The sequence below is a fragment of the Scytonema sp. NUACC21 genome (assembly GCF_054684315.1).
This window is the reverse complement of record NZ_BAAFZH010000054.1, coordinates 1-25,543: the sequence shown is the minus strand read 5'-3', so window position 1 is coordinate 25,543 and position 25,543 is coordinate 1. Positions and strand designations below refer to the sequence as shown.

The 25,543-nt window shown below is 43.0% G+C and carries 25 protein-coding genes and 1 pseudogene; 10 read left to right on the top strand and 16 right to left on the bottom strand.

Going from position 1 to position 25,543, the window contains the following annotated elements:
• Positions 1 to 2 precede the first annotated feature (2 nt).
• The 5 genes from ACYRY3_RS07655 to ACYRY3_RS07635 all read right to left on the bottom strand — a co-directional run bounded on the left by ACYRY3_RS07655 (position 3) and on the right by ACYRY3_RS07635 (position 4,286).
• Positions 3 to 1,097: a Gfo/Idh/MocA family protein gene (locus tag ACYRY3_RS07655; protein ID WP_460201102.1), complete on the bottom strand. Its 1,095-nt coding sequence runs from the start codon at positions 1,095 to 1,097 to the stop codon at positions 3 to 5.
• Positions 1,090 to 1,809 (bottom strand): ribonuclease III, encoded by a 720-nt coding sequence (rnc, locus tag ACYRY3_RS07650; protein WP_460201101.1) that lies wholly within the window; start codon positions 1,807 to 1,809, stop codon positions 1,090 to 1,092. Before rnc ends, ACYRY3_RS07655 begins: the two co-directional genes overlap by 8 nt.
• A gap of 27 nt (positions 1,810 to 1,836) precedes the next feature.
• A complete protein-coding gene (locus ACYRY3_RS07645) occupies positions 1,837 to 3,063 on the bottom strand; it encodes a hypothetical protein (protein ID WP_460201100.1) in 1,227 nt (408 codons plus the stop codon).
• A 52-nt stretch (positions 3,064 to 3,115) separates the two neighbouring features.
• Positions 3,116 to 3,886, bottom strand: a complete 771-nt coding sequence (locus tag ACYRY3_RS07640) for a hypothetical protein (protein ID WP_460201099.1) — start codon at positions 3,884 to 3,886, stop codon at positions 3,116 to 3,118.
• 172 nt (positions 3,887 to 4,058) lie between these two features.
• Positions 4,059 to 4,286 carry a hypothetical protein gene (locus ACYRY3_RS07635; RefSeq protein WP_460201098.1) on the bottom strand — a complete coding sequence of 76 codons (228 nt, stop codon included), beginning with the start codon at positions 4,284 to 4,286 and terminating at the stop codon, positions 4,059 to 4,061.
• Positions 4,287 to 4,800: 514 nt separating this feature from the next.
• On the opposite strand from ACYRY3_RS07635, the gene ACYRY3_RS07630 reads away from it, so the two are divergent.
• The 3 genes from ACYRY3_RS07630 to ACYRY3_RS07620 all read left to right on the top strand — a co-directional run bounded on the left by ACYRY3_RS07630 (position 4,801) and on the right by ACYRY3_RS07620 (position 7,709).
• Positions 4,801 to 5,364 carry a hypothetical protein gene (locus ACYRY3_RS07630; protein ID WP_460201097.1) on the top strand — a complete coding sequence of 188 codons (564 nt, stop codon included), beginning with the start codon at positions 4,801 to 4,803 and terminating at the stop codon, positions 5,362 to 5,364.
• Between the two features lie 555 nt (positions 5,365 to 5,919).
• On the top strand, positions 5,920 to 7,272 hold the full coding sequence (locus ACYRY3_RS07625; protein ID WP_460201096.1) for a S8 family serine peptidase: 1,353 nt from the start codon (positions 5,920 to 5,922) through the stop codon (positions 7,270 to 7,272).
• A 20-nt stretch (positions 7,273 to 7,292) separates the two neighbouring features.
• Complete coding sequence (locus ACYRY3_RS07620) at positions 7,293 to 7,709, top strand: hypothetical protein (RefSeq protein ID WP_460201095.1); 417 nt, start codon at positions 7,293 to 7,295, stop codon at positions 7,707 to 7,709.
• 235 nt (positions 7,710 to 7,944) lie between these two features.
• Here ACYRY3_RS07620 and ACYRY3_RS07615 read toward each other — a convergent pair whose 3' ends face one another.
• The 3 genes from ACYRY3_RS07615 to ACYRY3_RS07605 all read right to left on the bottom strand — a co-directional run bounded on the left by ACYRY3_RS07615 (position 7,945) and on the right by ACYRY3_RS07605 (position 11,090).
• Complete coding sequence (locus tag ACYRY3_RS07615; protein WP_460201094.1) at positions 7,945 to 8,742, bottom strand: histidine kinase; 798 nt, start codon at positions 8,740 to 8,742, stop codon at positions 7,945 to 7,947.
• Positions 8,743 to 8,957: 215 nt separating this feature from the next.
• Entirely contained in the window at positions 8,958 to 10,409 is a 1,452-nt protein-coding gene (locus tag ACYRY3_RS07610) for an alpha/beta hydrolase (protein WP_460201093.1), read from the bottom strand.
• Positions 10,410 to 10,442: 33 nt separating this feature from the next.
• On the bottom strand, positions 10,443 to 11,090 hold the full coding sequence (locus ACYRY3_RS07605; RefSeq protein WP_460201092.1) for an HD domain-containing protein: 648 nt from the start codon (positions 11,088 to 11,090) through the stop codon (positions 10,443 to 10,445).
• Positions 11,091 to 11,475: 385 nt separating this feature from the next.
• On the opposite strand from ACYRY3_RS07605, the gene petJ reads away from it, so the two are divergent.
• From petJ to ACYRY3_RS07590, 3 genes and pseudogenes are all read left to right on the top strand, one after another.
• Positions 11,476 to 11,811, top strand: coding sequence for a cytochrome c6 PetJ (petJ, locus tag ACYRY3_RS07600; protein ID WP_460201090.1), 336 nt, complete (start codon positions 11,476 to 11,478; stop codon positions 11,809 to 11,811).
• A 75-nt stretch (positions 11,812 to 11,886) separates the two neighbouring features.
• Entirely contained in the window at positions 11,887 to 12,906 is a 1,020-nt protein-coding gene (locus ACYRY3_RS07595; protein ID WP_460201135.1) for an aldo/keto reductase, read from the top strand.
• Between the two features lie 487 nt (positions 12,907 to 13,393).
• Positions 13,394 to 13,708: pseudogene (locus ACYRY3_RS07590) on the top strand (PmbA/TldA family metallopeptidase); the annotation flags it as partial.
• A 153-nt stretch (positions 13,709 to 13,861) separates the two neighbouring features.
• On the opposite strand, the gene alr reads toward ACYRY3_RS07590, so the two are convergent.
• Positions 13,862 to 15,052 (bottom strand): alanine racemase, encoded by a 1,191-nt coding sequence (gene alr, locus ACYRY3_RS07585; RefSeq protein WP_460201089.1) that lies wholly within the window; start codon positions 15,050 to 15,052, stop codon positions 13,862 to 13,864.
• A gap of 336 nt (positions 15,053 to 15,388) precedes the next feature.
• On the opposite strand from alr, the gene ACYRY3_RS07580 reads away from it, so the two are divergent.
• The 4 genes from ACYRY3_RS07580 to ACYRY3_RS07565 all read left to right on the top strand — a co-directional run bounded on the left by ACYRY3_RS07580 (position 15,389) and on the right by ACYRY3_RS07565 (position 19,422).
• The gene (locus ACYRY3_RS07580; RefSeq protein ID WP_460201088.1) at positions 15,389 to 15,886 is read left to right on the top strand and encodes an HNH endonuclease; all 498 of its coding nucleotides are present in this window, start codon (positions 15,389 to 15,391) and stop codon (positions 15,884 to 15,886) included.
• Positions 15,887 to 16,308: 422 nt separating this feature from the next.
• Positions 16,309 to 17,598, top strand: a complete 1,290-nt coding sequence (locus tag ACYRY3_RS07575; RefSeq protein ID WP_460201087.1) for a DHH family phosphoesterase — start codon at positions 16,309 to 16,311, stop codon at positions 17,596 to 17,598.
• 76 nt (positions 17,599 to 17,674) lie between these two features.
• Positions 17,675 to 18,172 (top strand): phosphohistidine phosphatase SixA, encoded by a 498-nt coding sequence (gene sixA, locus ACYRY3_RS07570; protein WP_460201134.1) that lies wholly within the window; start codon positions 17,675 to 17,677, stop codon positions 18,170 to 18,172.
• A gap of 113 nt (positions 18,173 to 18,285) precedes the next feature.
• Complete coding sequence (locus tag ACYRY3_RS07565; protein WP_460201133.1) at positions 18,286 to 19,422, top strand: citrate synthase; 1,137 nt, start codon at positions 18,286 to 18,288, stop codon at positions 19,420 to 19,422.
• A 271-nt stretch (positions 19,423 to 19,693) separates the two neighbouring features.
• Here the strand turns inward: ACYRY3_RS07565 and ACYRY3_RS07560 are convergent, their stop codons facing one another.
• The 7 genes from ACYRY3_RS07560 to nifK form a co-directional block, all read right to left on the bottom strand.
• Complete coding sequence (locus ACYRY3_RS07560; RefSeq protein WP_460201086.1) at positions 19,694 to 19,912, bottom strand: CCE_0567 family metalloprotein; 219 nt, start codon at positions 19,910 to 19,912, stop codon at positions 19,694 to 19,696.
• 233 nt (positions 19,913 to 20,145) lie between these two features.
• Positions 20,146 to 20,622: a NifX-associated nitrogen fixation protein gene (locus ACYRY3_RS07555; protein WP_460201085.1), complete on the bottom strand. Its 477-nt coding sequence runs from the start codon at positions 20,620 to 20,622 to the stop codon at positions 20,146 to 20,148.
• Complete coding sequence (gene nifX / locus ACYRY3_RS07550; RefSeq protein ID WP_460201084.1) at positions 20,619 to 21,032, bottom strand: nitrogen fixation protein NifX; 414 nt, start codon at positions 21,030 to 21,032, stop codon at positions 20,619 to 20,621. The genes ACYRY3_RS07555 and nifX overlap by 4 nt, the downstream gene beginning before the upstream one ends.
• Before the next feature lie 143 nt (positions 21,033 to 21,175).
• Entirely contained in the window at positions 21,176 to 22,513 is a 1,338-nt protein-coding gene (nifN, locus tag ACYRY3_RS07545; protein ID WP_460201083.1) for a nitrogenase iron-molybdenum cofactor biosynthesis protein NifN, read from the bottom strand.
• Positions 22,514 to 23,971 carry a nitrogenase iron-molybdenum cofactor biosynthesis protein NifE gene (nifE, locus tag ACYRY3_RS07540; protein ID WP_460201082.1) on the bottom strand — a complete coding sequence of 486 codons (1,458 nt, stop codon included), beginning with the start codon at positions 23,969 to 23,971 and terminating at the stop codon, positions 22,514 to 22,516. It abuts the gene before it with no gap.
• Between the two features lie 107 nt (positions 23,972 to 24,078).
• Positions 24,079 to 24,405 carry a Mo-dependent nitrogenase C-terminal domain-containing protein gene (locus ACYRY3_RS07535; RefSeq protein ID WP_460201081.1) on the bottom strand — a complete coding sequence of 109 codons (327 nt, stop codon included), beginning with the start codon at positions 24,403 to 24,405 and terminating at the stop codon, positions 24,079 to 24,081.
• Between the two features lie 135 nt (positions 24,406 to 24,540).
• Positions 24,541 to 25,543: nitrogenase molybdenum-iron protein subunit beta (gene nifK / locus ACYRY3_RS07530; protein WP_460201080.1), on the bottom strand; the 1,003-nt coding region annotated here is incomplete at its 5' end.

The window sequence follows — 25,543 nt, the reverse complement described above, 5'->3', positions numbered from 1 at the left end:
CATTAATTACGAACAATTCCCATATTTTCATTAATCAAAACGGGTTTACCATCTTGGTTGAGAGATTCTGTCAAGGCAGTAAGAATTTGCACTAATTCTGCGCCTACCCAACCAGAAGAAATATCTGAGGGAGTATTATCTAAAATGCAATGAATAAAGCTATTGCATACCTGCTTTAATGGTTCTGCTGTTTTTATTTCCAGCACTTGTTGTCTTTGATTAACTGGAATAAATCGGTTGCCTTTTTGTTCAAATTCACCGTGTAGTAAGGTTAAAGGAGATGCAGGTGACATTTCATCAAAGATAAGACTGCCAAGACTGCCGACAACTCCAAGCCTTCGTTGCTTATCGGGATTGAGCCAGGACAAGTGAATATAAGCTTGAAAGTTATTTGCATATGTGAGTGTTACCCACACAAGGTCTGCTAATCCCTTTTGAGGTGTAGATGACACGGAGAGTTCTCGATGGCTAGCATCTCCATGTCCCTTCTTCCCTATGTTCTCTTGAAGCCAGACTGTACCTGTTGCTTGCACTTTTACAGGTAATTGATTCAGCCAAGTATTAAAGATGGCAATGTCGTGAATAGCTAAGTCCCACAAAGCATCAACATCTTGACGGACTGGTCCATGATGGGTACGGGTAGCATATCCATAACGTAAATCACCCAATTCACCTGCTTGAACTACTGCTTTCCCCCGTTCAACTGCGGGATGAAATAAGTAGGTATGGTCAACCATCAGTTGTCGTTTCTGTTGTTCTGCAAGTTGGCAAAGTTCCTGGCATTCTGCTGGATTCAGAGTTAAAGGTTTTTCTGCTAAAACGTGGTAACCCCAATTCAAAGCATCGGCAATGAGGGGGTAATGAGTGCTGGCTGGTGTCGCAATGACAACTGCTTCTAAACCTGCAACTTGCTGTATTGCTTGCCACTCAGTTGTCAGTAATACCTTGTCATCTAAGTTATACTGCTGTTTCACTGCTGTGAGCCGTTCTGGGCTTGGGTCTACCACTGCTGTTATCTCAGCTTGTGGATGTTCTATAAAGTTCCGTAGCAAATGTACGCCCCAACGACCAACGCCGACTACAGCAAGTTTAATCATGTTCTTGAGTATTAAGTGAGAGAAAAGCAACTTTTGCAGCAGCTTGTTCTGCCGCTTTGATAGAACGTCCTTTCCCGTCTCCCAATTTTTGCCCGTGTAGCCAGACTTCTGCAAGGAAACGCTCTTGGATGTGCTGTGGTTGACTTGTTTCTACAACTCGATATTCTGGTAAAACTTTATACTGTGCTTGAGTCCACTCTTGTAGAGCAGCTTTGTAGTTAAGTCTAGCTGGATCGAGACGAATTTCCCCAGTGAGTTGTTTAAAGTGAGGATCTAGCCAGGGGCGGATAAGTTCAAGACTGTGAGTACTGAGGTAAAGTGCTCCTAAAACTGCTTCAAAAGCATCTGCCAGCCGGGACTCTTGACCAACTTTATCAGCTGTAGCACTTCCAGCAACAAGCAGGTAGAGTTCTAAACCATATTCTCTTGCCAATTGGGCGAGAATGCGATCGCTCACCAAAACCGAACGAATTGCAGCGAAATCCCCTACCGAACAATCTGGATAATTTTCCCACAACACAACAGCCGCCACCAATCGCACAACGGCATCGCCAACAAACTCCAGTTGTTCATAATTAGCTGACTCAGAGACAGTGGGATGAGTCAGTGCTAAGTCCAGCAATTGCCACTTTATAGGGGCTGCTATTGACAGACCTAATTTTCTTACTAAGCTTTCGAGCTGCCGTTGACGGCGTGGATAAGCGAGACTCATCAGTCATTAGTCATTAGTCATTGGTCATTAGTCATTGGTCCCTGGTGGTTGTTCGCCAGGGGGAGTCACGCCGGGAGGAGTTACACCTGGTGGTTGTTCGCCAGGGGGAGTCACGCCGGGAGGAGTTACACCTGGTGGTTGTTCGCCAGGGGGAGTCACGCCTGGTGGTTGTTCGCCTACAGGAGGAATAACATCTGGTGGTGCTGCAGCTACTGTATCTGAGGAATCATCATCATCCCCACCACCGCCAAATAGAAAAGGTAGAGCCACTAAGGGAATACCACCAAGAATCCAGAAAGGAAAGCCACCGCCACGTCCACCTTGTGGTGCCTGTGCTACAACATTTCCTTCAACTAAATAAGGAGGAAGCAAGCTAGCGGCTTCTCCGACTGGCAATTCTGCTGGTACAGCAGCTGTGAGAACATCTCCTGGTAAAGCGATCCCAGTTAAGGAACCATACTCTTCAGGAATACCAAGAGGAGGACGCCCAAAGGCTGCACTCTCTGGAGTAAATGGTCGTGAGAGTACTTCAAGAATGTTTTGTTGGAGCTGTGTTTGGTTGCCATTGTCCAATGCACGCAATCCTTGAGAGGTCTGATTTGCATAAAACTGTCTGACTTCTGGTGGTAAGTCTAAAGACTGGATTTGTTGTTGGGCATTGGGAATTTTGGCAACTTCTTCTAAAAGCAAACGTCCGTAAGAGTATTTCAAATCCAACAATCCATCTCGGAGGCTTTCGGAGTTACTACTTCTTTCTGGTGACCAGTAGAAGTTTTTGGTGACTTGACCCAAACCTTGTACTGGAGTGCGAGTTACCGTCTGTCCCAGAGTGTATTTGTATCCATCCAGAATGTAGGGGTCGTCATTTGCCCAAAATGAGGCATAGGGAACCAATGAGAGATTGGGATTGTTGCCGTAGAAGGAGGCAAAATTGCGGAAGTTAGCTTCCCCTCCAGCTGCCCGGATTAACAATTCTTGATAGCTTGGTCCGTTGTTGGATTCTAGTATTTGTTGAAGTACTGTTGCAGCCTTATTGCACCCCGCACCAAAACCAACATTACAAGCAGGAATGACTCTCATTTGACTCAAATCCCGCCCAGACAATTGGTATTGAAGATAATTTGACTCTAATCCTGGCTGGATGCCATAACGCCCGACATTCAGCTGCGCTAATGCTTGCTGAGGAGCAGTTAGTACTGCGGCTGCATATGATGAGAACGCAATTGCAGTTTTGACAATACGGGATTTAAACAAACTTAACCTCCATTCACCCTTGGTATAGTTTTGGTAGTGTAAATTGAAAAACTCAACGCCCAAACTTTAATGACGCAGGAGACGAAGCTAAGTTCTGCGGAGAGTTGATATTTATCGTGATTCCCGTACCTTGAAGATCTCCCCCTGTCACGGGATGATATAAAACAAGACCGCGACTTGGTTGGTCGAAGAGATAACCCCGACGTGAAGGTTGTATCTTACCTTCTTCAACCAAGGAAACGAAGGATGTTAAATATCTCTGGATACTTTGCTGGTTGTCTGGATTTGCTCTTGTATGATTCTGGATAAGCGTCATGAACAAATCGACGCTGCGATCGCGTTGTCCTTGAAGTAGGCTGCCTCGGTCTAGAAAAGAAGTTGCTACGAGTGCGCCATTAACTTGCTGGACTTTAAAAAGGGTGTAATAGCGCCCTGGTTTTTGGGGATCGCTAGCATAGCAAAGCCAAGAGCCATCAGCCTTTTGTACAAAACCTTGCTCTGCAAGATAGGACAGTGGAGAGTTTCCTTGAGAGCTTGATGGTGGAGGTAACAGACCCTCTACTGTGTTGTACGAGCAAATCTTTTGTGTAGTTGCTTGTTGGCTGTTGGGAGTCGTTGTTGGTTGAGTTTCGGTAGTCGTTGCTGGTTGAGTTTCGGTAGTTGTTGCTGGTTGAGTTTCGGTAGTCGTTGCTGGTTGAGTTTCGGTAGTTGTTGTTGGTTGAGTATTGGGAGTTGTTGGTGTAGTCTGTGCGTTGGTGACAGCAGACATCATAACCAATGCAGAGACAGAAAGAGCGCACGTGCTTAATAAACGAATAATCATAATAAGTGAGGCTTGCATTACGTGTTATCACAAAGGGATTTCAACTAAAATAGGTAGGCACCCGCCCAATAAAAAATGTGTTTCGTTGTAAATGAATAAAGCCAAAAGTTTACTTAAGTTTTTGTCTTGAGAAAAACTTGACAATAATTAAATAAACGTTGTATTATCTTCCTTAAGTTAGAACTTCGGCGTCAAAGAAGCTCTCAGAAGCTATTAGCAGCAAAAACAGCCAGATTCCAACATCAGCGGGTTGCGCTTTGGACAAGAATTTTTTTGATGGTTTGGCTATCTTAATCGTCATATTAAGAATTGAACCCCCATGAGAATTAGGCTTTACCGAGTAGGCAAAGGAAGATGCACCCTGTTTCATGCCTGCTTCGTATGGGCAGATAGAAGGCACTCGTACTGTTACTTAGTCGCTTTTTAGCTGACTTGTCTTATTTTTAACAATGAGTAACATTTATTTTCTTCCTACCTCAGAGCGATTATAGTAAACATCCTAGGTGGGAGCAGAATAGATTTCTATCTAGCCTAATAGAATACCTATTCTGGAGTAGATGCAGTTTATGTGAGATCTGTATGGCTCTACTAGCTTGTTCAAAGACATTCTAAGCTTTTACAAAAGCTTCACACTATCATGATACACCAGTCAAAGATTTTATGTAACTTCTCGGTACATCCGTAACGATTGAACTTATTGGAAGCTTGGCATAAAGGTATTGCAATATGGTATAAAAGACCATTTGTAAAGTAAAGATTAATTTTTTGTAGGTGTGTGAAGACAAAGTCAGGTCGTGACCGCTACTACGCTTTTCGGTAATCACAGATAACCTCACCCGCCCTAATGCCTAAACCTTTACAAATGACTAATGACAACCAAAACTTGTTAACTTTATTTATAACGACTCCCAGAGATGACGTTTGATACAGTGGTAACAACCTTTGAGCAAGCAAAAGTTTCTTTAGAGCAGACATTACAATCTGCAGAGAAAATAAAAAATACAACGTCGCAAACAGTTCAAACTGCTATTTCTTCTTCTATCGGTCAATGGGTTGAGCAACATCCCATGCTTTTTTGGGTTGTAAACATTTTGGATTGGGCGGCTCATCACCCAATCATCAGTATAGTTGTTCTGCTTATAACTTTTGCTATAATCAGCAGTTTTGTAAAAGCAATAAGTCGGTTAATTGAAACAGCTAGTTTGTCCCTTGTGCAAGTTCCACTGAAGGGAATTCATTTTCTTGTAAAAATTAGTCTTTTATCATTAGCTAAAATAGGTAATTCAGCTGTCAAACAAGTGTCCAATTCTTCTAAGAGCGATCGCTTACCAACTTTAATACCCGAAATGGCTCAATCCGTTCACGAGGACCGACAGCGAAGATTAGCAGAAATTTCTGTCCGTCTCAAGGAAATTCAACAAGAACAAGACAATCTTTTACAGGAAGCAGCCGCAATTTTAAGTAGGACGACAGAATAAAAATTAAAACTCACTGGGTAAAATTAAAGTTTCTAAGTAGGGAATTTCCCTTCGTAGAGCTATCTATCTTGAGAAAGACTTAAGATTGGTAATGACTGGCAACGACATAATATATATAGGCGAGATTTTGATTGTGGTTTTCCCAAAATTATTTAAAGAGTCTAAAACTCTATTGGTATGACAGCTTTATGTAAGATAGAGTATATTCATATAATAAATGATTTTCTATTTAAACTTGCTGGCAAAAATTATTAGCACAATTTTCAGCCAAACGTCAAATAGTACATAAAAAATTCATAATAAATTAAATTTTTGCTATTTTTGAAAGTAGCAGGGGACTATACAAAGGAAAATTCGTCCCCCTATCAAGGTGCCCATCAATTCCATAGGAATTGTTCTACTAACACAAACACAGTTTTCACTCCCTAGTAGGATGCCCGAACGGGAAAAATTGGTTTGCACTCAATGAATACGCAAGCAGAGCTAAAAATCAGCAGTTTTACTATAGTCAACCACTAAGCTAATAACACTTAATTGAGTAAGAGGTAGATTGCAATGACTCTAGACAACAAAATTTCACCAGCTTTTGAACCGTTTCTTGCTGAAATGGGTGAGGATGACAAACGGGATGCGATCGTAATTTACGAAGCACCCCCAACAGAAGGTTTACCGCCTCGGGGGCGTCTGCGGGAACTCAAGAAGCGGCTAGTTGAAGTTCGACGGGAGGCAACGATTCTAGTCGCCGCTGAAATTTTTGATGACTACCAGGAAGCAACTCTTGATAAAGGTTACCACGATGAACCTCTAGAGTTTTCTACCATTGGTTCGGGTGCATTACCAGTCGCAACAGTGGAGGTGACTCCCAAGACTTTGGCAGCTTTGGTGGAACAACCTAATGTGGTTGCTATTTTACCAAATCAAAAAATTCACCTGATCCAGCCTCGCAAAATTGAATATTCTGAATTATTCGCTGAGGAAAATAAAGAGAACTTTACCTGGGGACTCAAACAACTAGAAATTCCTAAGATGTGGGAGACAACCACAGGTGAAAACATTAACGTCGCTGTTTTAGACACGGGGGTATATGCTGCTCATCCAGCACTCCAGAAACGAGTGAAGGAATTTGTCGTCATCGATCCCCTGGGAAGACGAATTGAGGCGTCTCTTGCTTTTGATTGCGGACAGCATGGTACTCATGTTTGTGGAACAATCGCTGGAGGTCAAACCTCAAAAGGTCTATCTATCGGTGTTGCACCACAAGTGAATTTGCTAGTGGCTGGGGTATTGATTGGAGATACAACCTTGCGAACTTTGTTGGAAGGCATTTCTTGGGCAATTGAAAAAGGCGCGGATATTATAAATATGTCTTTGGGTCTAAGTTATTACGAACCACTCTTCGCTGAGGTACTTGACATCCTCGTGAAACAGTATGGTATTTTACCAGTAGTAGCGATCGGCAACGAAAACCACGGTAATACGAGCTCGCCTGGAAATGCTTACAATGCCTTCAGTGTGGGTGCAATAGAAAAACTGCCAGACAGCAGGGTTGATGTCGCTTTCTTTAGTAGCGGAGCAAGCCTTGTGTTTCCTGGAGACGAGTCAAACGGTTTGGTAACAAAGCCAGACGTTGTCGCCCCTGGGGCTCAAGTATACTCTTGTATACCGCCGACGAAAACACCAAACGGAACCTACGAGTATAACTATATGGATGGCACTTCTATGGCAACTCCTCATGTAGCAGGTGTTGCAGCACTATTGATGGCAGCTAAGCCAACAGCACCTGTAACAGATATAATGCAAGCAATAAAGGAGACAGCTCTACATCCAGGTGGTAACAACCGTCGTCCCGACAATCGCTGGGGATGGGGTGTGGTTCAGCCGGTTGAAGCATTGAAGGCTCTTAGTTGAGCGTCTTCGGGAAGTGCATCATGTACACAACAAACAACACTACTATCAAGAAAAACAAGATAAGTTCCGAGTTTGCTTGTCGGCTCAGTAACCTAGCACCCCAACAGAAAGTCAGCGTTATCGTGCTTCTTAAGCTCGAGAATTTTGACGAACCTGTAAACTGCCGTTTATCCCGAGCTGAGCGAAAAGCTACTATAGAGGGCATACGCAACTCGGCAAACAAGTCCTTAGGTTACATCAGAAAAATCTTACAGGACTTTGGCGGCAAACAACTGGCAGAGAGCCCTGATGCCTTGGGCTCAATTGCTATTGAAATATCTGTGGCAGGAGTTAAAGCTCTTGCTGCATCCGATGCGGTGAAAGCTGTTATGGAGGAACAAGAAATTATTCCGCCACATTCTATGAATAGAGTATACCTTCACAGTAGTGAGTGGTGAACTACCCACACTACCGAAAAGCGCGGTAAGTGATGGGCTTCGAGCTTCATAGACCGTTGCCTTTAAATCTGGCGTCATTGGTCATTTGTCCTTGGTCATTTGTATAAGGTTCACAATTAATTGGTGATTTGTTGGGTTTCGTGACTCAACCTACGTTCATCCTTCATCCTTGATACTTCATACTTTAATAAAAAAAGGTGGGCATTGCCCACCCTACAATCATTATAATGACGCTCTATTTATTAATAGGCTCTTTATCTTTTACAGGTTCTTTATCTTTAAATCTGTCAGCTGCTGTGTGCAATAAGTCCCTCAATATCTGTCTGATTTGCCGCTCTTTTTTAGCTAATGCGGTACCTGCTTCACCAAGTTTTTGGTCAACTTGAGCGTGCTTTTCCTGCACCTGGGTAACCATAACCTCTGCCTGTGGACGAGCTTTGTTGAACCAATTCTTAGCTTCGTCTAGATACCCTTGAACTTCCTCAGAACGTCCACCATAACGGGCAGCTAAATTAGCTCGTACAATAGCGAGTTGTGCTTGTAGTTGAGCATAGCGTTTTTGTAGCAATGTAAATTCCTCACTATCTCTAATACCATGGATAGCCGAGTCAAGGGCACTTTTTATATGAGTAGATTTCTCTTTGCTCGTGTCTTGAATTTCTGCTAGGATACCTTCAACTTCCTGTTGCACCTTATTTTCTTGTTCATCCAATTTTGCCTGAAGCTGCTTAACTTCTGCCTGAGTTTGTACAATAGCTTCATGTCTTTTGCTATTCACAGCTTCTAACGCTCCTTCAATAGAAGCGGTCACATCTTCCTTGAGTTCGTTACCTCTATCCTGCAAGTTTTCAATGACTGTGGAAATTGCGTCTTTGACAAGAGTACGCAGTTCGCCCGAACCTTCTTTGAATTCAGCAGCTACTTGGGAAACAGCGGATTTCACAATTTCCCGAACGCGTTCGGTTCTTAGCTGCCCGGTTTGTTTTGCTTGTTGAAGGTCGGCTTTGATTTGCTCTTTGATATTATTAGGCATTTTCTACTACCAATTTGCGATTTAACAACTTATTTGGATAAATGTAGGTGTTGTATAATTGCTGCATGATTTCATATCAATAGAGTGGATAAAGAAGCCTCTACAAAATCACATTTTTCAGCTATACAACACCAAAATTTATAAGCTCATAATCCTACATTGATATTGTGACGCAGTATTTTCTAAGTTGTGTACATCCTTTAGGTAGAAAAAACCTAACCAGCCAAAGGAAAAGCAGCTGCTAACATCCAGCCAAACAAGAGCGTACTGCTAATGGCATAACTCCAACTTTCTTTAAACAAATTGGCAGTAAATGAGAAAATAGCCATAACTAGGGGAAACAATGGCAGCAAAAGATAAATAAAGCCAAGTTCGGGTAATACGTAAAGAACTAAAATAAACCCTCCTACCAAAACCACACTTTGCCCCATCCACCACAAAAGTCGCTTTCCAATTCCACTGCTTTGTTGTGCGACTCCTGATGCTAAAAACCAAGGAAGACAAACCAGTGATAGAAGGGGAAATAATTTCAAACGTGCTGGAATTAGCCACCACTGCAGCCAGACTACCTGCGCGATCGCACCAAAAGCAATCCACAATACTATAAACACTCCCACTCCCAACCCCAGGGCTTGCAATGTAGGACGTGGCATCCGAAACATAACAAGCAGCCAAACCAAGCCCGCCACACCAAACCAAATGCTCACCGCACCACCTACCAGCAAGCCGCCCAAACTGCCAATATCGCCACTGCGACTCAATAACGTCAGTACACCACCCGCCACAAAGGGGGCTGCAAGTAAACCACCCCAGCTTTTTAACTGATTGACCGTGAGTTTGGATATGGTGGAAGGCAAAGCCAAAGCAGGAGCAACAGCACCCAGTAAAGCCAGCCATCCCAGTAAGTGCAAACCATACCAAATCATTCGGCGGTCAACATAGTTACTGCTGCTTTGCACTCCAAAGGTAGAATCAAGCCAGTCTTTAGCGGCTTGGTGACTGGGATTGCGAAACAATATAGTAATATGTTCGGCATTGGGAACGATGACAAAAGAACGTCCCTTTCCCCCAGCCAAATTTTGATTTTCTCCTCCAGCTGCTTTTAGCAATCGGTGTGCATTGGCAACAAAACGACCTTCCCAACTTCCTGCTTGCAGTTGCAAATTCCGGGGTGCAAAAGGTGTGACATTTGCCCCTGTGGGCGAAACAGCAATAGTAGCGGCAAAGCGATTGATATCCCGGATTCCTGCTGACATCACCGCACCACTTCCCATAGAATGACCGAGCAATGCTATGCGTGATGCATCTACTTCTGGTTGTTCTGTCAGGGTTTCATAAGCAACATTCAGATTTTCCTGAAGTGAACCCTGTTCTAGTGGTTGGGCGTTAGCTCCATGACTGTTAAAATCCCATAGCATGACAGCATAACCTGCTTGTGCGAAAACGTGGGCATAACCCAACATCAATTGCTTGGAACCTGCATAACCATGTGCTATGAGGACACCGGGTATCTTTTCTGCGTTACGCGGTGTCACATACAACATGGGCACTCCCTCACGTTCAAGACTACGCACAACTAACCCAGCCCGTGCTGCTGCTACACCCCACCAGGACAAGGCAATTAACAAAAGTGCAGCGACCATCAACAATAAACGCTTGCGAGTCATCTAATTTACGATCGTTCAGAAATAAAATTGGTACTACGACAATGCTAATATTTCTGCTTTGATATTCTTCCTTGCTGCTTCTTCTAGTGTTAAAAACATATGTTCCGTCGAATATATCTTTTCTTTTTGCAAAAAACTCTGTAAAACTTTTTTTCTTTCTTGACGATATTCTCTATCCGGAACCCAAGAATATTCTCTGCGAATGCTTTGAGCATAACTCATATATTTGAATTCGGATGCTCCTAATATTGATAAATCTGCATCTATTAAAATTTGACTTTCTATATCATCTAGGAAGGGTTGATGGGTTTTAGTTTTCAAAATCAGGCTTTTGACTTTGGTTATTGATGCGATCGCTATTTTTAGTTTACTTAGAGCCAATACCGCATATTCAGCGCTGTTCTCTTCATTGTTCCGAGATTTAGTGTCATAAATAACATCATGGAACCAAGCAGCCAGTTTAACCGTTGATAGATCGCAATCTATATAACTGCATTCTGTAATCTTATCTAAAACTTGCTCAATATGGTTTAAATTATGATAGTATCGATTGGGATTAGAATAAGCTTGAACTATTCCTATAAATATATCATCTCCAATTTGATTGCTTGCATCAAACTGTTGTAACAAACTTTCCCATCTTAATTTTAATTGTTTAATAAAAATATTAGAATAATCCATACACCCAATATTGACATAGAAACCGTAGGTTGGGAGCCACTATGTTCTGGGGTTCCCCCCATTGAAGCAAGTGGCGTTTGAGGAACGAAACCCAACATTTAATCCATATTGCTGCGGGCAATTGCTTGTCTTGTCTGGGCAATCTTGAGGAATGAAACCCAACCTACACAATACATTTGGCAATTTAAATTTATTTAAAAAATAGCCTGTAACTATTAATTTTACAAAAATTTTAGCATTTTCCCAAGTCCATTCAAAATTTTGCACCTTGACGTTAATGCAATTGTATGAGTGGGGAAATGTTTTGGCTGAAGGAGAAGTAAAGTTTGGAAAGCTAAACTTGCTATATTTACTGAAGGGGCAAACGAACTTATACAATGTGGGCATGAAAAAGCTAATCAACTTTATTTTGGTAACATTGATTGTCTTCAACTTACTTTTCATACCTACTGCCTTAGCTGCAGATACAGCTAATGGGGCAAAAATCTTTAGCGTTAATTGTGCTGGCTGTCATATTAACGGTAGTAATATCGTCAGACGGGGCAAAAACTTGAAACTGAAAGCACTCAGAAAATATGGTATGGACTCTGTAGAGGCAATTTCCGCGATCGTTACCAATGGCAAAAACAATATGTCAGCCTACAAAGACCGCTTAACCGAGCAAGAAATACAAGACGTCTCCGCTTATGTTTTAGAGCAAGCTGAAAAAGGCTGGCGGTAATTAGAGATTCAGAAGGTGACTAAGCGCCGATAGTTCATAACTAGTACAAATGACCAATGACTAATGACTAATTCTATGAATCTACCCATATCAAGTCGTCTACAATTCACGAACGATCTAAACATTTGTCGCGTGCTAAACGGAATGTGGCAGGTTTCCGGCGCACACGGACGCATTAACCCAACTGCAGCGATCGAAGCCATGTTCAAGTATGTGGATGCAGGCTATACCACATGGGACTTAGCAGATCATTATGGTCCAGCAGAAGACTTTATTGGTGAGTTCCGCCGTCAACTTATAGCGACCCGTGGTAAAGAGGCTTTAGCTAATATTCAAGCTTTTACAAAGTGGGTACCACGTCCTACCAAAATGACAAAAGCATTGGTTGAAGAAAATATTAATATATCCCTGAGACGAATGGGAGTAGAATGCCTGGATTTAATGCAATTTCACTGGTGGGAGTACCGAGACAAGAATTATTTAGATGCCCTCAAATATATGGCAGAACTGCAACAAGAGGGGAAAATCAAGCATTTAGCCTTAACTAACTTTGATACAGAACACCTGCAAATTATTGCGGAAGCAGGTATCAAAATAGTTTCCAATCAAGTGCAGTTTTCTCTTGTCGATCGCCGCCCTGAAGTGAATATGGTTCAATTTTGCCAAAAGCATAATATACAACTGTTGACTTACGGTACACTTTGTGGTGGATTTTTATCAGAAAAATACTTGGGTGCTCCAGAACCAAAAGGGTTTGAACTGACCACTGTTAGTTTAAGAAAGTATAAAAATATGATAGATTCTTGGGGTGGTTGGCAGCTATTTCAAGAATTACTTTCTACCCTAAAACAAATAGCTGATAAACATAACGTTAGTATTCCCAACGTAGCAGTACGTTACATTTTAGACAAGCCAACTGTAGCAGGGGTCATTGTTGGTGCAAGGCTCAGTATAGCCGAACATCTAGAGGACAATGCCAAAGTATTCAACTTTACTCTTGATGCTGAAGATTTGGATCGGATAGATGCTGTGTCTGGCAAGTCACGGGATTTATACAAGTTAATTGGTGACTGCGGTGATGAGTATCGTAGATGACATTTTTTATGATTTATATTGAGAAATTGTAGCAGAGGGTGCAGGTGGGCAGTGCCCACCCTACATTAGGTATCCCCGAAAAACAATGTAGAGACGAGCCATGGCGCGTCTTTACAACGGTTGTAGATAAAACACAATCAATTCCGAAGATATCTATGTGATAAATTGCAGCCAAGACAAAGCAGCAGAGGTTGCAGGTGGGCAGTGCCCACCCTACATTAGAAGCGTTTCAGCCAAAGTACTGCACGAACTCTTGACCAAGGGTGGAAATCAACACCGCTTTCATTCCAACAGCGACTTCTACGTATTTGTTAGACTAATTGCAATGCCTAAAAGGAGTTAATACAAAATCAGTTTCTTTTTTAGTGCTAAGACCCTGGTTGGGTATTAATTATAAGTTATACACAGTCACGTTGGGCTCATTGTTTCTTGTCCGAGTCAGAGCCGTTGTAAAACTCCGAATCACCCCAGCTTACCAAGAATACTAATGCTTACAATTACTCCACTTGTCTCCAATCAACTGCCTACCCTAAACTACTCCTTCACCCCAGAGCGATTCGATGAAACCTGGGAAGCTCCCCTATCTACCTTACTAGGGCTGGGACGCGCAGCTGGTGCGGACTTTATTGAATTTTTCTTAGAACGGGTCAATTATATTAGCTGTCTTGCAGAAGAAGACACCATCACCAGTATTACACCCCGTCTTTCTACAGGTGCGGGAGTGAGAGTGTTTCGTGGTAAAGCAGATTGCTACGTCAGCACAAACGATCTTTCCTTTACTGGCTTGAAAGCAGCTTTGGAAAACTAGAACCTAAATCTAGCGCGTCTGCCAATTCCGCCACATCCGCATCAGATACTTATAGTATCACAACAAATTGTCTGTGGCAATAGATAATTTTAAATCTAGACGCGCCATCGCTAAATCCCAGACGCCCTGTTTGAAGCGTTTCTACAATTAATCATTGCCCAATGCTACACGAGGCAAGCGGTGTTTGAAGCTACAGAGAATTTCCCAAGAGATTGTATTTAACTCATTTGCCCAATCTTCAGCAGAAATTTGTTCTTCCCCGTCTTTACCCAGTAAAATCACGACTTCTCCCTCCTGTACATCTGGTATTGCACTCACATCCAACATGAGTTGATCCATAGTAATTGCGCCAATTTGTGGCACTCGTTGACCTCGAATTAACACTTGCATTTTGTTGGAAAGATTGCGAGGTATCCCATCTGCATAACCAATCCCCACTACCGCCAACCGGATTTCTTGCGGTGCTATAAAGTGATGACCGTAACTGACACCAGTTCCAGGAGCAATAGTTTTTACTTGCGTTACTCGCGCTTTTACTTGCATAACTGGCTTCAGGTCAATGCTTGAGTTTAAATGAGCAGCTGGGTAAAGACCGTAGATAACTAAACCGGCACGTACCATATCATAGTGCAATGATTTTTCAGCCAGGGTGGCAGCTGAATTGGCCAGGTGCAAACAAGGAGGTTCTATTCCCAATGCTCTAATTTTAGCGATCGCTTGCTCAAACCGTTGTTGCTGTTGTTTCATCACTGCAGGATCGGGGCTATCTGCTGTTGCTAAATGGGAATAAACGCTCTTGATAGCCAGATGTGGTAAGCGCTGCACTAACTGCACAAAATCACCAGCTTCCTGCCAATTTGTTCCTAGCCTGGACATACCCGTATCTAATTTAATATGTACCGGCAGTGGGGAATTATAGTCGAGCGCTTCTAGAGTATCAGAAAATACCAGAGCTTGTTTCGGGCTTGTCAGGGTTGGTTGAAGTTCCCAATGTGCAATAGCCTGGATTTGTTCTGGGGTGTGGGTTGCACCTAGAATCAAAATCGGGGCTTCAATACCCGCTTCTCTTAACTGTATTCCCTCTGGAACTGTGGCAACTCCCAACCAACTTGCTCCTGATTCTAATGCTGTTTGGGCAACGACTATTGCCCCATGTCCGTAAGCATCTGCTTTCACCACTGCCATCAGTTGAGTACTTGGTGACAGTAACTTTATGAGTTGACGCACGTTGTACGATAGCGCCGCTAAGTCTATTTCTACCCAAGCGCGTTGGGACATCCAGGCATAGCTATCATGCTGTTGATTGAAGGTAAGATGTTGTTTTTCGTGGCTTAACATTTGAACCTACTCCTATCACACCACTTTTTGGCTGCAAGTATTATTCCCATTACTCAAAGCCTTTTGTAGTCGATCGGAACAGTTTAACGTTCTTTTTGGAAATCGCACAAGTTCATTGAGGGGGAGGGAGGGAGTGAGGGAGGGAGGGAGTGAAAATAACTGATGACCAATGACCAATGACAAAGGACTAATGACAAACGACTAATGACAAACGACAAAGAACCCTTGACTATTGTCCAAATTCCTGCTTTCGTAAGAAGTATAATTTATCCTCATCAACCAAGGTGGATAGATTTGTGTTAATATATGTAAAATTAATAGCTTGAGCGTTTATCAATGGGGAAGGTTTTAGTTCTAAACGCTTCTTACGAACCGCTCAATATCACGAGCTGGCGGCGAGCCGTGGTCTTGTTGATAAAAGGTAAAGCTGAGCGGGTTGAATTCAACAATAAGCAACTCTACTCAGATTTTCCACTGCCAACCGTTATTAGGTTACGGCATTACGTGCGGGTTCCCTATAAGGAAATTCCTCTCACCCGTCGGAATATCCTGCATAGAGATGGCCATACGTGTCAATACTGCGGTTACACGGGAGACGACTTAACTTTAGACCATGTTATACCGCGATCGCGTGGGGGAGGCGATACGTGGGAGAACATTGTTACAGCCTGTGTCCGCTGTAACGTCAAAAAGGGAAATCGTACACCGAGTGAAGCTCACATGATGCTACGGCATTATCCCCGAAGACCTTACAGTAGTCTCTACTTTGAGGTCAGCAAACACCTGAAAAGTGGAATGCACAACGAATGGCAAAAATACGTTATTGGTCTCTGACACTCGCTGTCCCAATTAAATAACGGCAGCCGATTTTCAGACCATCGCGTTGTTGCCCTCAGCTTGGTGAAGCTTTGCCTGCGTGTGACTTCTTTTGGATGCAAACACCCAAAGCTAGCAGAGGATGCTGCAAGTTTTTTAGCAAGCTTGTAAGCAACTTTGTTAATATAGCATATATTGACTCAAAAGCAACCAGGGTGCGCTATAAATTTCTGAAAAAAGTGGCCGACAAAGCGTTCTTCAACAGAAGCGACCTTAAAAAAAAGTTAATAAAATGGTTTTTCCAAAGACATAGACTGACAGATATAGTGTCAGTCGTCAAAAGTTCTGCGAAAATTGTAGACGTGTGGCTGAAGTAGCAAATCAGTACCTGTAGTATTTTTTAACGACAGAAAAGGGCCTCACACGTAAAAACGTTAAATATGCGACTTAATTCTTCCCTAACTCAGTTTGAAAATTTTCCGTTGACAACAGACCCAGCACCAGATGATGGTGAAGTAGACGACAAAGATACAATTGAAGTTCCACTTAATCGGCAATCAGTGACAACAGCATTGACAAGTGAGCCTAGCAGTTCTTCAAGTCAACGTAATAACGCGGTGACAAACCAGAAATCAGAAGAACTGCGCGGTATGTTGCTTGCTCACCGACACGAACGCCAGCTAGTGATTCTTCAAGATTTTCCCGATCCAGACGCTTTGTCTTGTGCATGGACGTACCAGTTAATTGCACAGCAATACGATATCAAATGTGACATCATTTATGCCGGCGCTTTAAGTCACCAAGAAAATATTGCCTTGGTAAAATTAACTGGGTTACCCGCCCAGCGCTGGACTCTACAAACGCTAAAAGGCAAGGACTTGTCATCTTATCAAGGTTTCGTCTTAATTGATAACCAAGGGACAACTTCTCAGCTAGTGCCTGCCATCGAACACGCAGGCATTCCATTGGTGGCAATTATTGACCATCATAGTTTGCAGAGCGATATAAAGTCAGAATTTATTGACATTCGTCCTTCTGTAAGAGCAACAGCAACGATTTTCACCCAATATTTACAGGCAGGATTGTTACCGCTCGACAATAGCATCAATCAGCATGTTAAATGTGCGACTGCCTTGATGCATGGCTTGCGATCGGATACTAATAGACTGATGCAAGCACAGGAAGATGATTTTATGGCAGCAGCGTATCTGAGTAGGTTTTATGACGCACAACTGCTCAATGCCGTACTGCAGGCTAATCGCTCCAAACGAGTCATGGATGTGATTGAGCGCTCGCTAAAAAACCGGATTGTGCAAAATAACTTTTCCATTGCTGGTGTTGGTTACTTGCGCTACGATGACCGCGATGCCATTCCTCAGGCAGCTGATTTTTTAGTCACAGAAGAAAATGTTCATACTGCTGTAGTTTACGGCATTGTTCACGATGAAGATGATGAATTAGAAGTTGTGATTGGTTCACTTAGAACCACCAAACTAACTCTCGATCCCGATGAATTTATCAAGGAAGCCTTTGGTCAAGACAGCAGCGGACGCTTTTTTGGTGGTGGGAGAACGAGCGCTGGTGGGTTTGAAATCCCAATGGGTTTTTTATCTGGAGGTAATGAGAATTCTGCTTATGCGAAAATGAAATGGGAAGTTTTTGATTCTCAGATTAAGCAAAAACTGCTGAGATTGGTAAATCCTAAGGATAATCCAATTCAATCAGAGTAGAGCCATTAGTCCTTGGTCATTTGTCCTTGGTTTTTAAGAACTGATGACTGAGGACAAAGGACAAAGGAAAAACATTGTGGAAATTTATTTAATACGTCACGGCATAGCCGAAGAGAAGCAACCCAAGATTAAAAAAGATGAAGAGCGAGAACTCACAAAAGAGGGACAGCAAAAAACAGAGAAAGTAGCCCAGCGACTCAAAAAGCTGGGTTTCCATTTTGATGTGATTGCTACAAGCCCCTTAATTAGAGCACGCCAAACAGCGGAAATCCTCATAGCTGCTGGTCTGAGTTCCAAGTTAGAAGAATGTACCCATCTTAGCCCGTCAGGCGAGATTCACAATTGGCTTGTAGAGTGGTTGGCACCAAGAAATGACACACACCAAACACAACTAGCATTAGTTGGGCACGAACCAAATTTAAGCGCTTGGGCGGAAATTTTGGTTTGGGGGCAAGACAAAGGATCCTTAGTCCTGAAAAAAGCGGGTATGATCGGGGTAAAACTACCAGAAAAGGGATCTCCTCTGGGTCGCAGTCAGATGTTTTGGTTGACGCCACCCAAGTATTTGCTTTAACAGTAGTGGAACGTTTTTGAAAGAACTTCAAAGGAAACGAAGACTGTTATGGCGACAAAAATTTCTGGTATGTTGCTCTCTTGCAAATATTTTACAAAGCAGATGGTGTTGCCATGATGGTGTGCGAATTCAAGCCTGGATTGGATGGCATTCCCGCCGCCCAATCAAGTATCAGTAATGTTGATGGGCAGAAGGGAATATTAGAATACCGTGGCATTCGGATTGAGGACTTAGCACAAAAAAGCACGTTTTTGGAAACTGCTTATCTCCTGATCTGGGGTGAGTTGCCCACATCCGAAGAACTGGCAGCATTTGAGCACGAGGTTCGCCATCACAGGCGGATAAAATATCGCATTAGCGATATGATGAAGTGTTTTCCTGAAAGCGGTCACCCAATGGATGCTTTGCAAGCCTCTGCGGCTGCGTTGGGTTTATTTTATTCACGGCGGGACTTGAACAACCCAATTTACATTCGAGATGCTGTTGTTCGTCTGATAGCCAAAATTCCAACAATGGTGGCAGCATTTGAGTTGATGCGAAGAGGTAACGATCCAGTACGTCCCCGTGATGACTTGGATTATGCAGCCAACTTTTTGTATATGCTCCATGAGAAAGAACCCGAACCACTGGCAGCGAGAATTTTTGATATCTGCTTGATACTTCACGCCGAGCACACGATGAACGCCTCTACCTTCAGTGCTAGAGTCACCGCCTCCACCCTAACCGACCCCTATGCCGTAGTTGCCAGTGCAGTGGGAACCTTAGGAGGACCGCTACATGGAGGAGCGAATGAAGAAGTTATTCAGATGTTGGAAGAAATAGGCTCAGTGGAAAACGTGCGAGCTTATATTGAGAATTGTCTCGAAAATAAATCCAAGATTATGGGCTTCGGTCATCGCGTGTACAAGGTGAAAGACCCACGGGCAACAATCTTGCAGAACATGGCAGAACAGTTGTTTGATAAGTTTGGCCCGGATAAATACTATGATATTGCCCAGGAGATGGAACGAGTTGTAGAGGAGAAACTTGGGCACAAAGGTATTTATCCCAATGTTGACTTTTATTCAGGTCTAGTGTATAGGAAATTGGGAATTCCCACAGACCTGTTTACACCAATATTTGCGATCGCCCGTGTTGCTGGTTGGCTAGCCCATTGGAAAGAACAACTAGAAGAAAACCGGATTTACCGACCTACCCAGGTATACAACGGTAGACACGAGATTTCTTACACCCCAATTGAGAAGAGATAGGAAAAAGGAGTGAGGAAGTGAGGGAGTGAGGGAGAATGGATAACTGAGTAACAGTTTGTTACGTTCAATTTCTCATAAAACTCGTTCATTTTCTTGCCCTCCGTCCCTCCGTCCCTCCCTCCTTTCATTGGCAAAACCCAATTCATACCATAGGTAGAAATTCTCTTTTAGCGCTTGGGGGGCTAAAACCATCCAACGATATACTGAAAAAAGTCAAAATATTCTTCTGCTTGTACAATTTGTTTGAATTTACTATAATCCCAAGTCATGTTCATTGCTCCATTTGTTTCAGCTGTTGCTTGAGTTCGTCTAACTTACGAAAAATTTCATAAGTGGCAGCAGCTACGTCCATAAGTTTTTCAAAATCTGTTGGCAGACCTTCTGCGAGATCGTGCAAATCCATTTTCATTTGACCTGCCTTACTATTGAGGCGTTTTATCTGATTTTTCAAATCCTCAATAGTATTTGTTTCACCACCAGTTTGAGCCATAGGCATCTCCTAAAATTTTGGTTTTTGAACCGCAGACGGACACAAATGCACGCAGAAAAAAGAAAGAATATCGGCGTCCGTTTGCTACAGACTGCGGTTACAATTTTCAGTTACTGTTGAGCATTAGAGAATAGCAACGGATGCACGTAGCGGATATAACTCATGGTTTATCTCTCTCAAGATATCCCATTCATGACATCTGTTATGTTACTCGTTGCCAAAATCTAAAGTTCTTAGAGTTTACTGACTTCAGGGTAACTTTTAGCCAAATCAACTCCTTTTTGAACTAGCTTTTCTCCCTCTTCTGCTAGTTTCTCTAATGACTCAAAACCAAAACGGTGGGCATCTCGTAAAGTCTTGGAAACCAACAAAAGACGACCGGTAAAGACTAAAGCCCAACCAAAACCTTCATGGCTCAAATCAACAACAACCTGGGATAACAAACCTGTTTCCTGCTCAATACGGGCAGCTGTAGCACGGTAAAATACCATAATCCGCGATACAGTCATCGGGTCAACTTCACCCTCTAGAGAAATTTCCCGTTTCTTTTGTTTGGTAACAATAAAAGGTTTGAGCAGCAACTCATCCGACCAATTACGGAAAGTTCCATAACTATCTTGACCCCGGATTTGCTGCACTATTGCCTTGAGAAAAGGTGAGTTTAAAATATCGCTTGTAGCAGTTCCGTTTACGCTGTTAGATACAGTCATACCGTAGCCTCCTCTTCTAATTCATCCTCAAAAGTTTGGGGTTTTTCCTGCAGCGCTTTACGCAACCAAGGTGGGGGGCTTCCATTTAAAGTTGTCACCAACTTGTCTAAAATATCACCAATTAAATCTTCTTCAGAACGCGCCTTGACTGGGGTAACGCCCTTTTTGATTAGCTTAGCAGCTGCAGTACCACCAATCGCCGCAACATAAACAATCTTGCAGTCAACGAGTGCATCAAGTTTTGGTCCTACTTTATCCTCATTCCCATCTTGTTTGAGGTCACCATCAAACTTGAGAGTTTCTAAGAACGTATAGCCGTCTTTTGAAACTTCATACACATCAATCTCTTTTGACCATCCGAAATGAGCATTAATATGAACTCGATCGCTGGTCGTGAATGCAACTTTCATCCTTTTCTCCTCTCATCAAGTTGTGAGTGATGAGTTATGAGTTATAAGCAGTAAATCAACGTTTACTACAGCTCATAATTCATAACTATCACTGTTTTAAGTTTCGGGTTAAAAATCCAAAAGTTCTGACAAAAAATGAAGAACTAATGAGTGTTGACTAGCTCCTTCAACTGCTTAACTTTGGCTTCTTCTTCCTCCATAAAGATATTGCCAATGTCAAACAGAATCTGCATAGTGCCTCGGTAACCCACTTTTGTATATACACCGTTACCCAAACGGTCAAAAATGGGAATGCCTTGACGATATACGGGAACGCCTAAACGTTTTGCGATCGCAACCGTATGAGAATTGCCAATCAGCAAATCAGATCCAACAGCCAGTTGCTCAAAATCTTCCAAATCGCCAACAGTCACACTATTGATAGGAAGTTTTTCCAGTAAAGGAGAGCGAGTTGTTGTCACTGCTGCATGAATTTCAGCACCCATTGATTGCAAAAAGTAAACCGTTGAGCGTAGCAAATCTGGTTCCAGTGCTAGAGACACGCGCTTGCAACCAAAGAAAAAGTGCGTATCTAACATGGCATCTTGCAATTGACGGCGTTGGCGTCGGTAGGTTTCTGGTACACTAGTACCACTTAGGTCAGCCAAAGCCTGTAAGAAATTATCAACTGCTTCCAAGCCAGTCAGTTCGTCAAACACCTCAAAAGGAATGCCAAAGCGATCGTGCAGAATTTGTGCTGCACCCCGCATACTTTCGCCCAAAGCCAAAGTGAATGCAGAATTACCAATTGAGCGCAGTTCTGTCAAAGTTGTACCACTGGCTGTGATGGGACTGTAAGAATCTTCCAAGTGACCATCCAATGAAGCAGCAATATCCGGTACAACAACGGGCTTGAGTCCAAAAGCAGCGACAATATCTTTGACCTCTTGAACATCCCCTGGAGTAAAAGCAGAACTTGGCAAAATCACAAGTTGCATGGGATTGGGGTTTTGCTTATCGCTTTTTTGAGCCAGTTCTTTAACTATGCTCTCCACAGCAGCAGCATAACCATCTTGCAACGAACCCTTAAAATCTGGAGAGGAAACCAATACAATTGGCAAATTATCTAGTTCGGGGTGGCGATGGCGAATTTCTTTAAGAAAGCGAGGCATATCATCCCCCCTGGTTTCCGTCAGTGCAGTAGTACACAGACCAATGATTTCCGGCTTTGACCGCTGCGCTAAGGTGAGAATAGCTTGTTCAACATTTTCCTCCCCACCCAAAATAGTGCTAACTTCTGACATTGCCGTTGTAGACAGGGGAATTGTTTCACAGAAATGCTTCACTAATAAAGATTTAGCAAAAGCAGTACAGCCTTGAGAACCGTGGAATACAGGCATGATTCCCTTCAATCCCAACAAAGCTAAAGCAGCACCCAATGGTTGACTGAGCTTTAGGGGATTCACTGCAACTGATGAATTGGTAACAGTTACGATCGCCATTTAGATTACCTCCTCTAAAAATGAGGGGGAGTGAGGGAGTGAGGGAGTGAGGGAGTCAGAAAATTGTCCCTCTCTCTCTCCCACTCCTGCTTTCTCCCAAGGTGCGGGTTTGCGAACTTGCTCCCATACTGGGCTATAAAGAGCTTCATACAATTCTCTTGCCATCTCTAGCATTCCTGCATAACCGGCGTAGGGATGGTGGCGTTCTTGGTTGATATGCAAGAAAGGAATCCGGGCTTTTAAGGCGGTGTACTGATTTCGACCCCCCGCAATCAACATATCAGCTTTGGTTTCTTTGATAATCCGCAGCAGTTCCTTGGGGCTTTCTTGTTCAAGCATAATGCCATCTTGACCCAATAACTTCTTAATTCGGGCTTTATCCTCTTCAGTGCTCTTTCTGGTACTGGTAGCAACAACTTCCATCCCCAAGTCTTTAGCAGCTGAAATAATTGACCAACTCTTAACGCCCCCGGTGTAAAGGACAATACGCTTTCCTTTCAATTTTTCACGATAGGGAGCAAGTGCTACATCTAGAGCAGCAGTTTCTTCAGCAATGAGCTTCTCAGTACGCTCTTGCAAATCGGGGTCACCCAGCTTTGCAGCAATATTTCGCAAACAACGGTTCATGTCTTCTACACCGTAGAAAGATTCTTCAGTGTAGGGAATGCCATAGCGCTCTTGCATTTTTGTTGCCATATTGAGCAGCGCTTTGGAACAAATCATCACATTGAGCTTAGCGCGGTGAGCATAACAAATTTCTTTATAACGAGCATCACCTGTGATTTTTGCTAGGACTCGAATACCTAATTTCTGGAATAGTGGCAAAACATTCCACATTTCACCGGCAACGTTATACTCACCAATGAGGTTGATGTCATAGGGGGTAGTATATTCAGGCTCGGCTGTACCTACAACATATTCCAACAACGCTTCACCAGCAAGGCGGTTGCCAAAGTTTTTGCTACCAATAAATCCTGGAGCATTAACAGGAATAACGGGAGTGTCTATTTTTTCCGCAACGGCTTTGCAAACTCCATCCAAGTCTTCACCAATGAGAGCGGTAACGCAGGTAGAGTAAACGAAGATTGCAGCCGGTTTGTATCGTTTTTCTACTTCTAGGATAGCTTTATACAGCTTTTTGTCTCCACCGAAGATGACATCAGTCTCATCCATGTCAGTGGTAAAGCCTGTTTTGTACATTGTAGGACCCGAAGAGAAGCTACCGCGACTTCCCCAAGAATTACCAGCACAAGCGATCGGTCCGTGAACTAAATGAGCCGCATCAGTAATGGGTACTAGGGCAATCATTGCACCATCAAAGGCACAACCCCCTTGAGCAGCACCGGGCTTGGGTAATTGCGAACAAGACTTATTCTTTTTCTCTCCATGCTTGTTCTGATTGTGTTCGCAACCGGGCTGAGTCAGTAACTCGTTAATTTTACTTTGGGTAATTTTCATTTCTTTTGTCCTTTGTCCTTTGTCATTTGTCCTTTGTCATTTGTCCTTTGTCATTTGTACGAGTGTTTTTTCTGTAATACCAATGACTAATGACTAATGACTAATGACTAACAAATATATTTCGTAATATCTTCACCACATTCATCAGATAAGTAACATAAAGCACGGAAACGCAATGAGACGAATTCGTCATACAAAGGATTGAGCTTACATAATGGGGGAATGTGAAAAGTCCGTCCAAATAATTTAATATCTCGCTCAAAGGGACAACAGCAGGGAATCACTTGACAAAGAAAATGAGCGAGGTGAGCATTTTTAATTTGAATTTCATCCACCAATCGGCGCAAAGGATATAGAATATCAAAGGAGCGAGACTTTTTAGAATTGGGTGGATGGTAGTTAGGATGGTTGTGGGTGTGGTTGACAGTTTCCATGATAGATGAATCAAGAAAAACGTAAAAGAAAAAAGTTAAAAGTAAAAAGTGAAAGACATAACTTTTTACTTTTTACTTTTAACTTTTAACCTTTAGGGTCTAAGTCGATTGGCACGTCGCAGGTTGATGTAGTTCCTAGCGAATCAAGTCGAAGGAAATATCAGTCTTACCAGCAACATTGGTGGAGCGATCCAACTCATCCAGAAGTGTATTCACAATCCAGTTGAGTAGGTTTAAACCACCTTGATAACCAACGGTTGGGTAGCGGTGCAAGTGGTGACGGTCGAAGAGAGGATAACCAATCCGTACCATTGGGATCTTGGTGTCGCGCCACAGGTACTTACCGTAGGAATTGCCTACGAAGAAGTCTACAGGTTCAGTGAACAGAAGACTCCGTAGGTGCCACAAGTCTTTTTGAATCCAGACAGTAGCTTGCTTACCGAAGGGGCTAGCGCTGAGGATTTCTTCCATTTCTTTCTTGAATTCCTCGTCGCCATTGTTGCAGAGGATGTGTACTGGTTCAGCACCCATCTCTAACAAGAAGCTAACTACACTAACGATTAAATCTGGGTCGCCATAAATTGCAAACTTCTTACCATGTATCCAAGCGTAGGAGTCTGTCATGGCGTCTACCAAGCGTCCCCGTTCGATTTCTAACTCTTCAGGGATAGCTTTACCAGTAACTTCTGAAACTGTCATCAAGAATTCATCAGTTCCCTTAACACCCCAAGGACGCAATACCTTGGTTTGTTGACCCCACTTGTCTCTGATATAGTCTTGTGTCTTCTGGGTGGAGTAGCGCTGTAAGAAGACGGTACCTTGTGCGTTAATGGAATCAGCAGCATCTTCTAGCTTAGTACCACCTGGGTACATGTCATACTTACCATTATTGGGGGAATCCAGATAATCGCTGTTATCTGCTAGGAGAGTGTAGTCAACTCCCATTAAGCCCAGCATCCGCTTTAATTCGCGGTTGTTGCCAGTGTAGGTATCAAAACCGGGGATAAAGTTGAGCTTGCCGTTGGTTTTGTCTTTCTTCTTACCTTCTGTCAGGTAGGACAGAATCCCTTTCATCATGTTGTCGTAACCAGTGATGTGGGAACCAACGACGCTGGGGGAGTGGGCAAAAGGTACGGGG

Excerpts from the sequence above, each read along its gene's own strand:
- ACYRY3_RS07655 (WP_460201102.1), bottom strand. The coding sequence starts at position 1,097 with ATGATTAAACTTGCTGTAGTCGGCGTTGGTCGTTGGGGCGTACATTTG.
- rnc (WP_460201101.1), bottom strand. The coding sequence starts at position 1,809 with ATGAGTCTCGCTTATCCACGCCGTCAACGGCAGCTCGAAAGCTTAGTA.
- ACYRY3_RS07640 (WP_460201099.1), bottom strand. The coding sequence starts at position 3,886 with ATGATTATTCGTTTATTAAGCACGTGCGCTCTTTCTGTCTCTGCATTG.
- ACYRY3_RS07630 (WP_460201097.1), top strand. The coding sequence starts at position 4,801 with ATGACGTTTGATACAGTGGTAACAACCTTTGAGCAAGCAAAAGTTTCT.
- ACYRY3_RS07625 (WP_460201096.1), top strand. The coding sequence starts at position 5,920 with ATGACTCTAGACAACAAAATTTCACCAGCTTTTGAACCGTTTCTTGCT.
- ACYRY3_RS07620 (WP_460201095.1), top strand. The coding sequence starts at position 7,293 with ATGTACACAACAAACAACACTACTATCAAGAAAAACAAGATAAGTTCC.
- ACYRY3_RS07615 (WP_460201094.1), bottom strand. The coding sequence starts at position 8,742 with ATGCCTAATAATATCAAAGAGCAAATCAAAGCCGACCTTCAACAAGCA.
- ACYRY3_RS07610 (WP_460201093.1), bottom strand. The coding sequence starts at position 10,409 with ATGACTCGCAAGCGTTTATTGTTGATGGTCGCTGCACTTTTGTTAATT.
- ACYRY3_RS07605 (WP_460201092.1), bottom strand. The coding sequence starts at position 11,090 with ATGGATTATTCTAATATTTTTATTAAACAATTAAAATTAAGATGGGAA.
- petJ (WP_460201090.1), top strand. The coding sequence starts at position 11,476 with ATGAAAAAGCTAATCAACTTTATTTTGGTAACATTGATTGTCTTCAAC.
- ACYRY3_RS07595 (WP_460201135.1), top strand. The coding sequence starts at position 11,887 with ATGAATCTACCCATATCAAGTCGTCTACAATTCACGAACGATCTAAAC.
- alr (WP_460201089.1), bottom strand. The coding sequence starts at position 15,052 with ATGTTAAGCCACGAAAAACAACATCTTACCTTCAATCAACAGCATGAT.
- ACYRY3_RS07580 (WP_460201088.1), top strand. The coding sequence starts at position 15,389 with ATGGGGAAGGTTTTAGTTCTAAACGCTTCTTACGAACCGCTCAATATC.
- ACYRY3_RS07575 (WP_460201087.1), top strand. The coding sequence starts at position 16,309 with ATGCGACTTAATTCTTCCCTAACTCAGTTTGAAAATTTTCCGTTGACA.
- ACYRY3_RS07565 (WP_460201133.1), top strand. The coding sequence starts at position 18,286 with ATGATGGTGTGCGAATTCAAGCCTGGATTGGATGGCATTCCCGCCGCC.
- ACYRY3_RS07560 (WP_460201086.1), bottom strand. The coding sequence starts at position 19,912 with ATGGCTCAAACTGGTGGTGAAACAAATACTATTGAGGATTTGAAAAAT.
- ACYRY3_RS07555 (WP_460201085.1), bottom strand. The coding sequence starts at position 20,622 with ATGACTGTATCTAACAGCGTAAACGGAACTGCTACAAGCGATATTTTA.
- nifX (WP_460201084.1), bottom strand. The coding sequence starts at position 21,032 with ATGAAAGTTGCATTCACGACCAGCGATCGAGTTCATATTAATGCTCAT.
- nifN (WP_460201083.1), bottom strand. The coding sequence starts at position 22,513 with ATGGCGATCGTAACTGTTACCAATTCATCAGTTGCAGTGAATCCCCTA.
- nifE (WP_460201082.1), bottom strand. The coding sequence starts at position 23,971 with ATGAAAATTACCCAAAGTAAAATTAACGAGTTACTGACTCAGCCCGGT.
- ACYRY3_RS07535 (WP_460201081.1), bottom strand. The coding sequence starts at position 24,405 with ATGGAAACTGTCAACCACACCCACAACCATCCTAACTACCATCCACCC.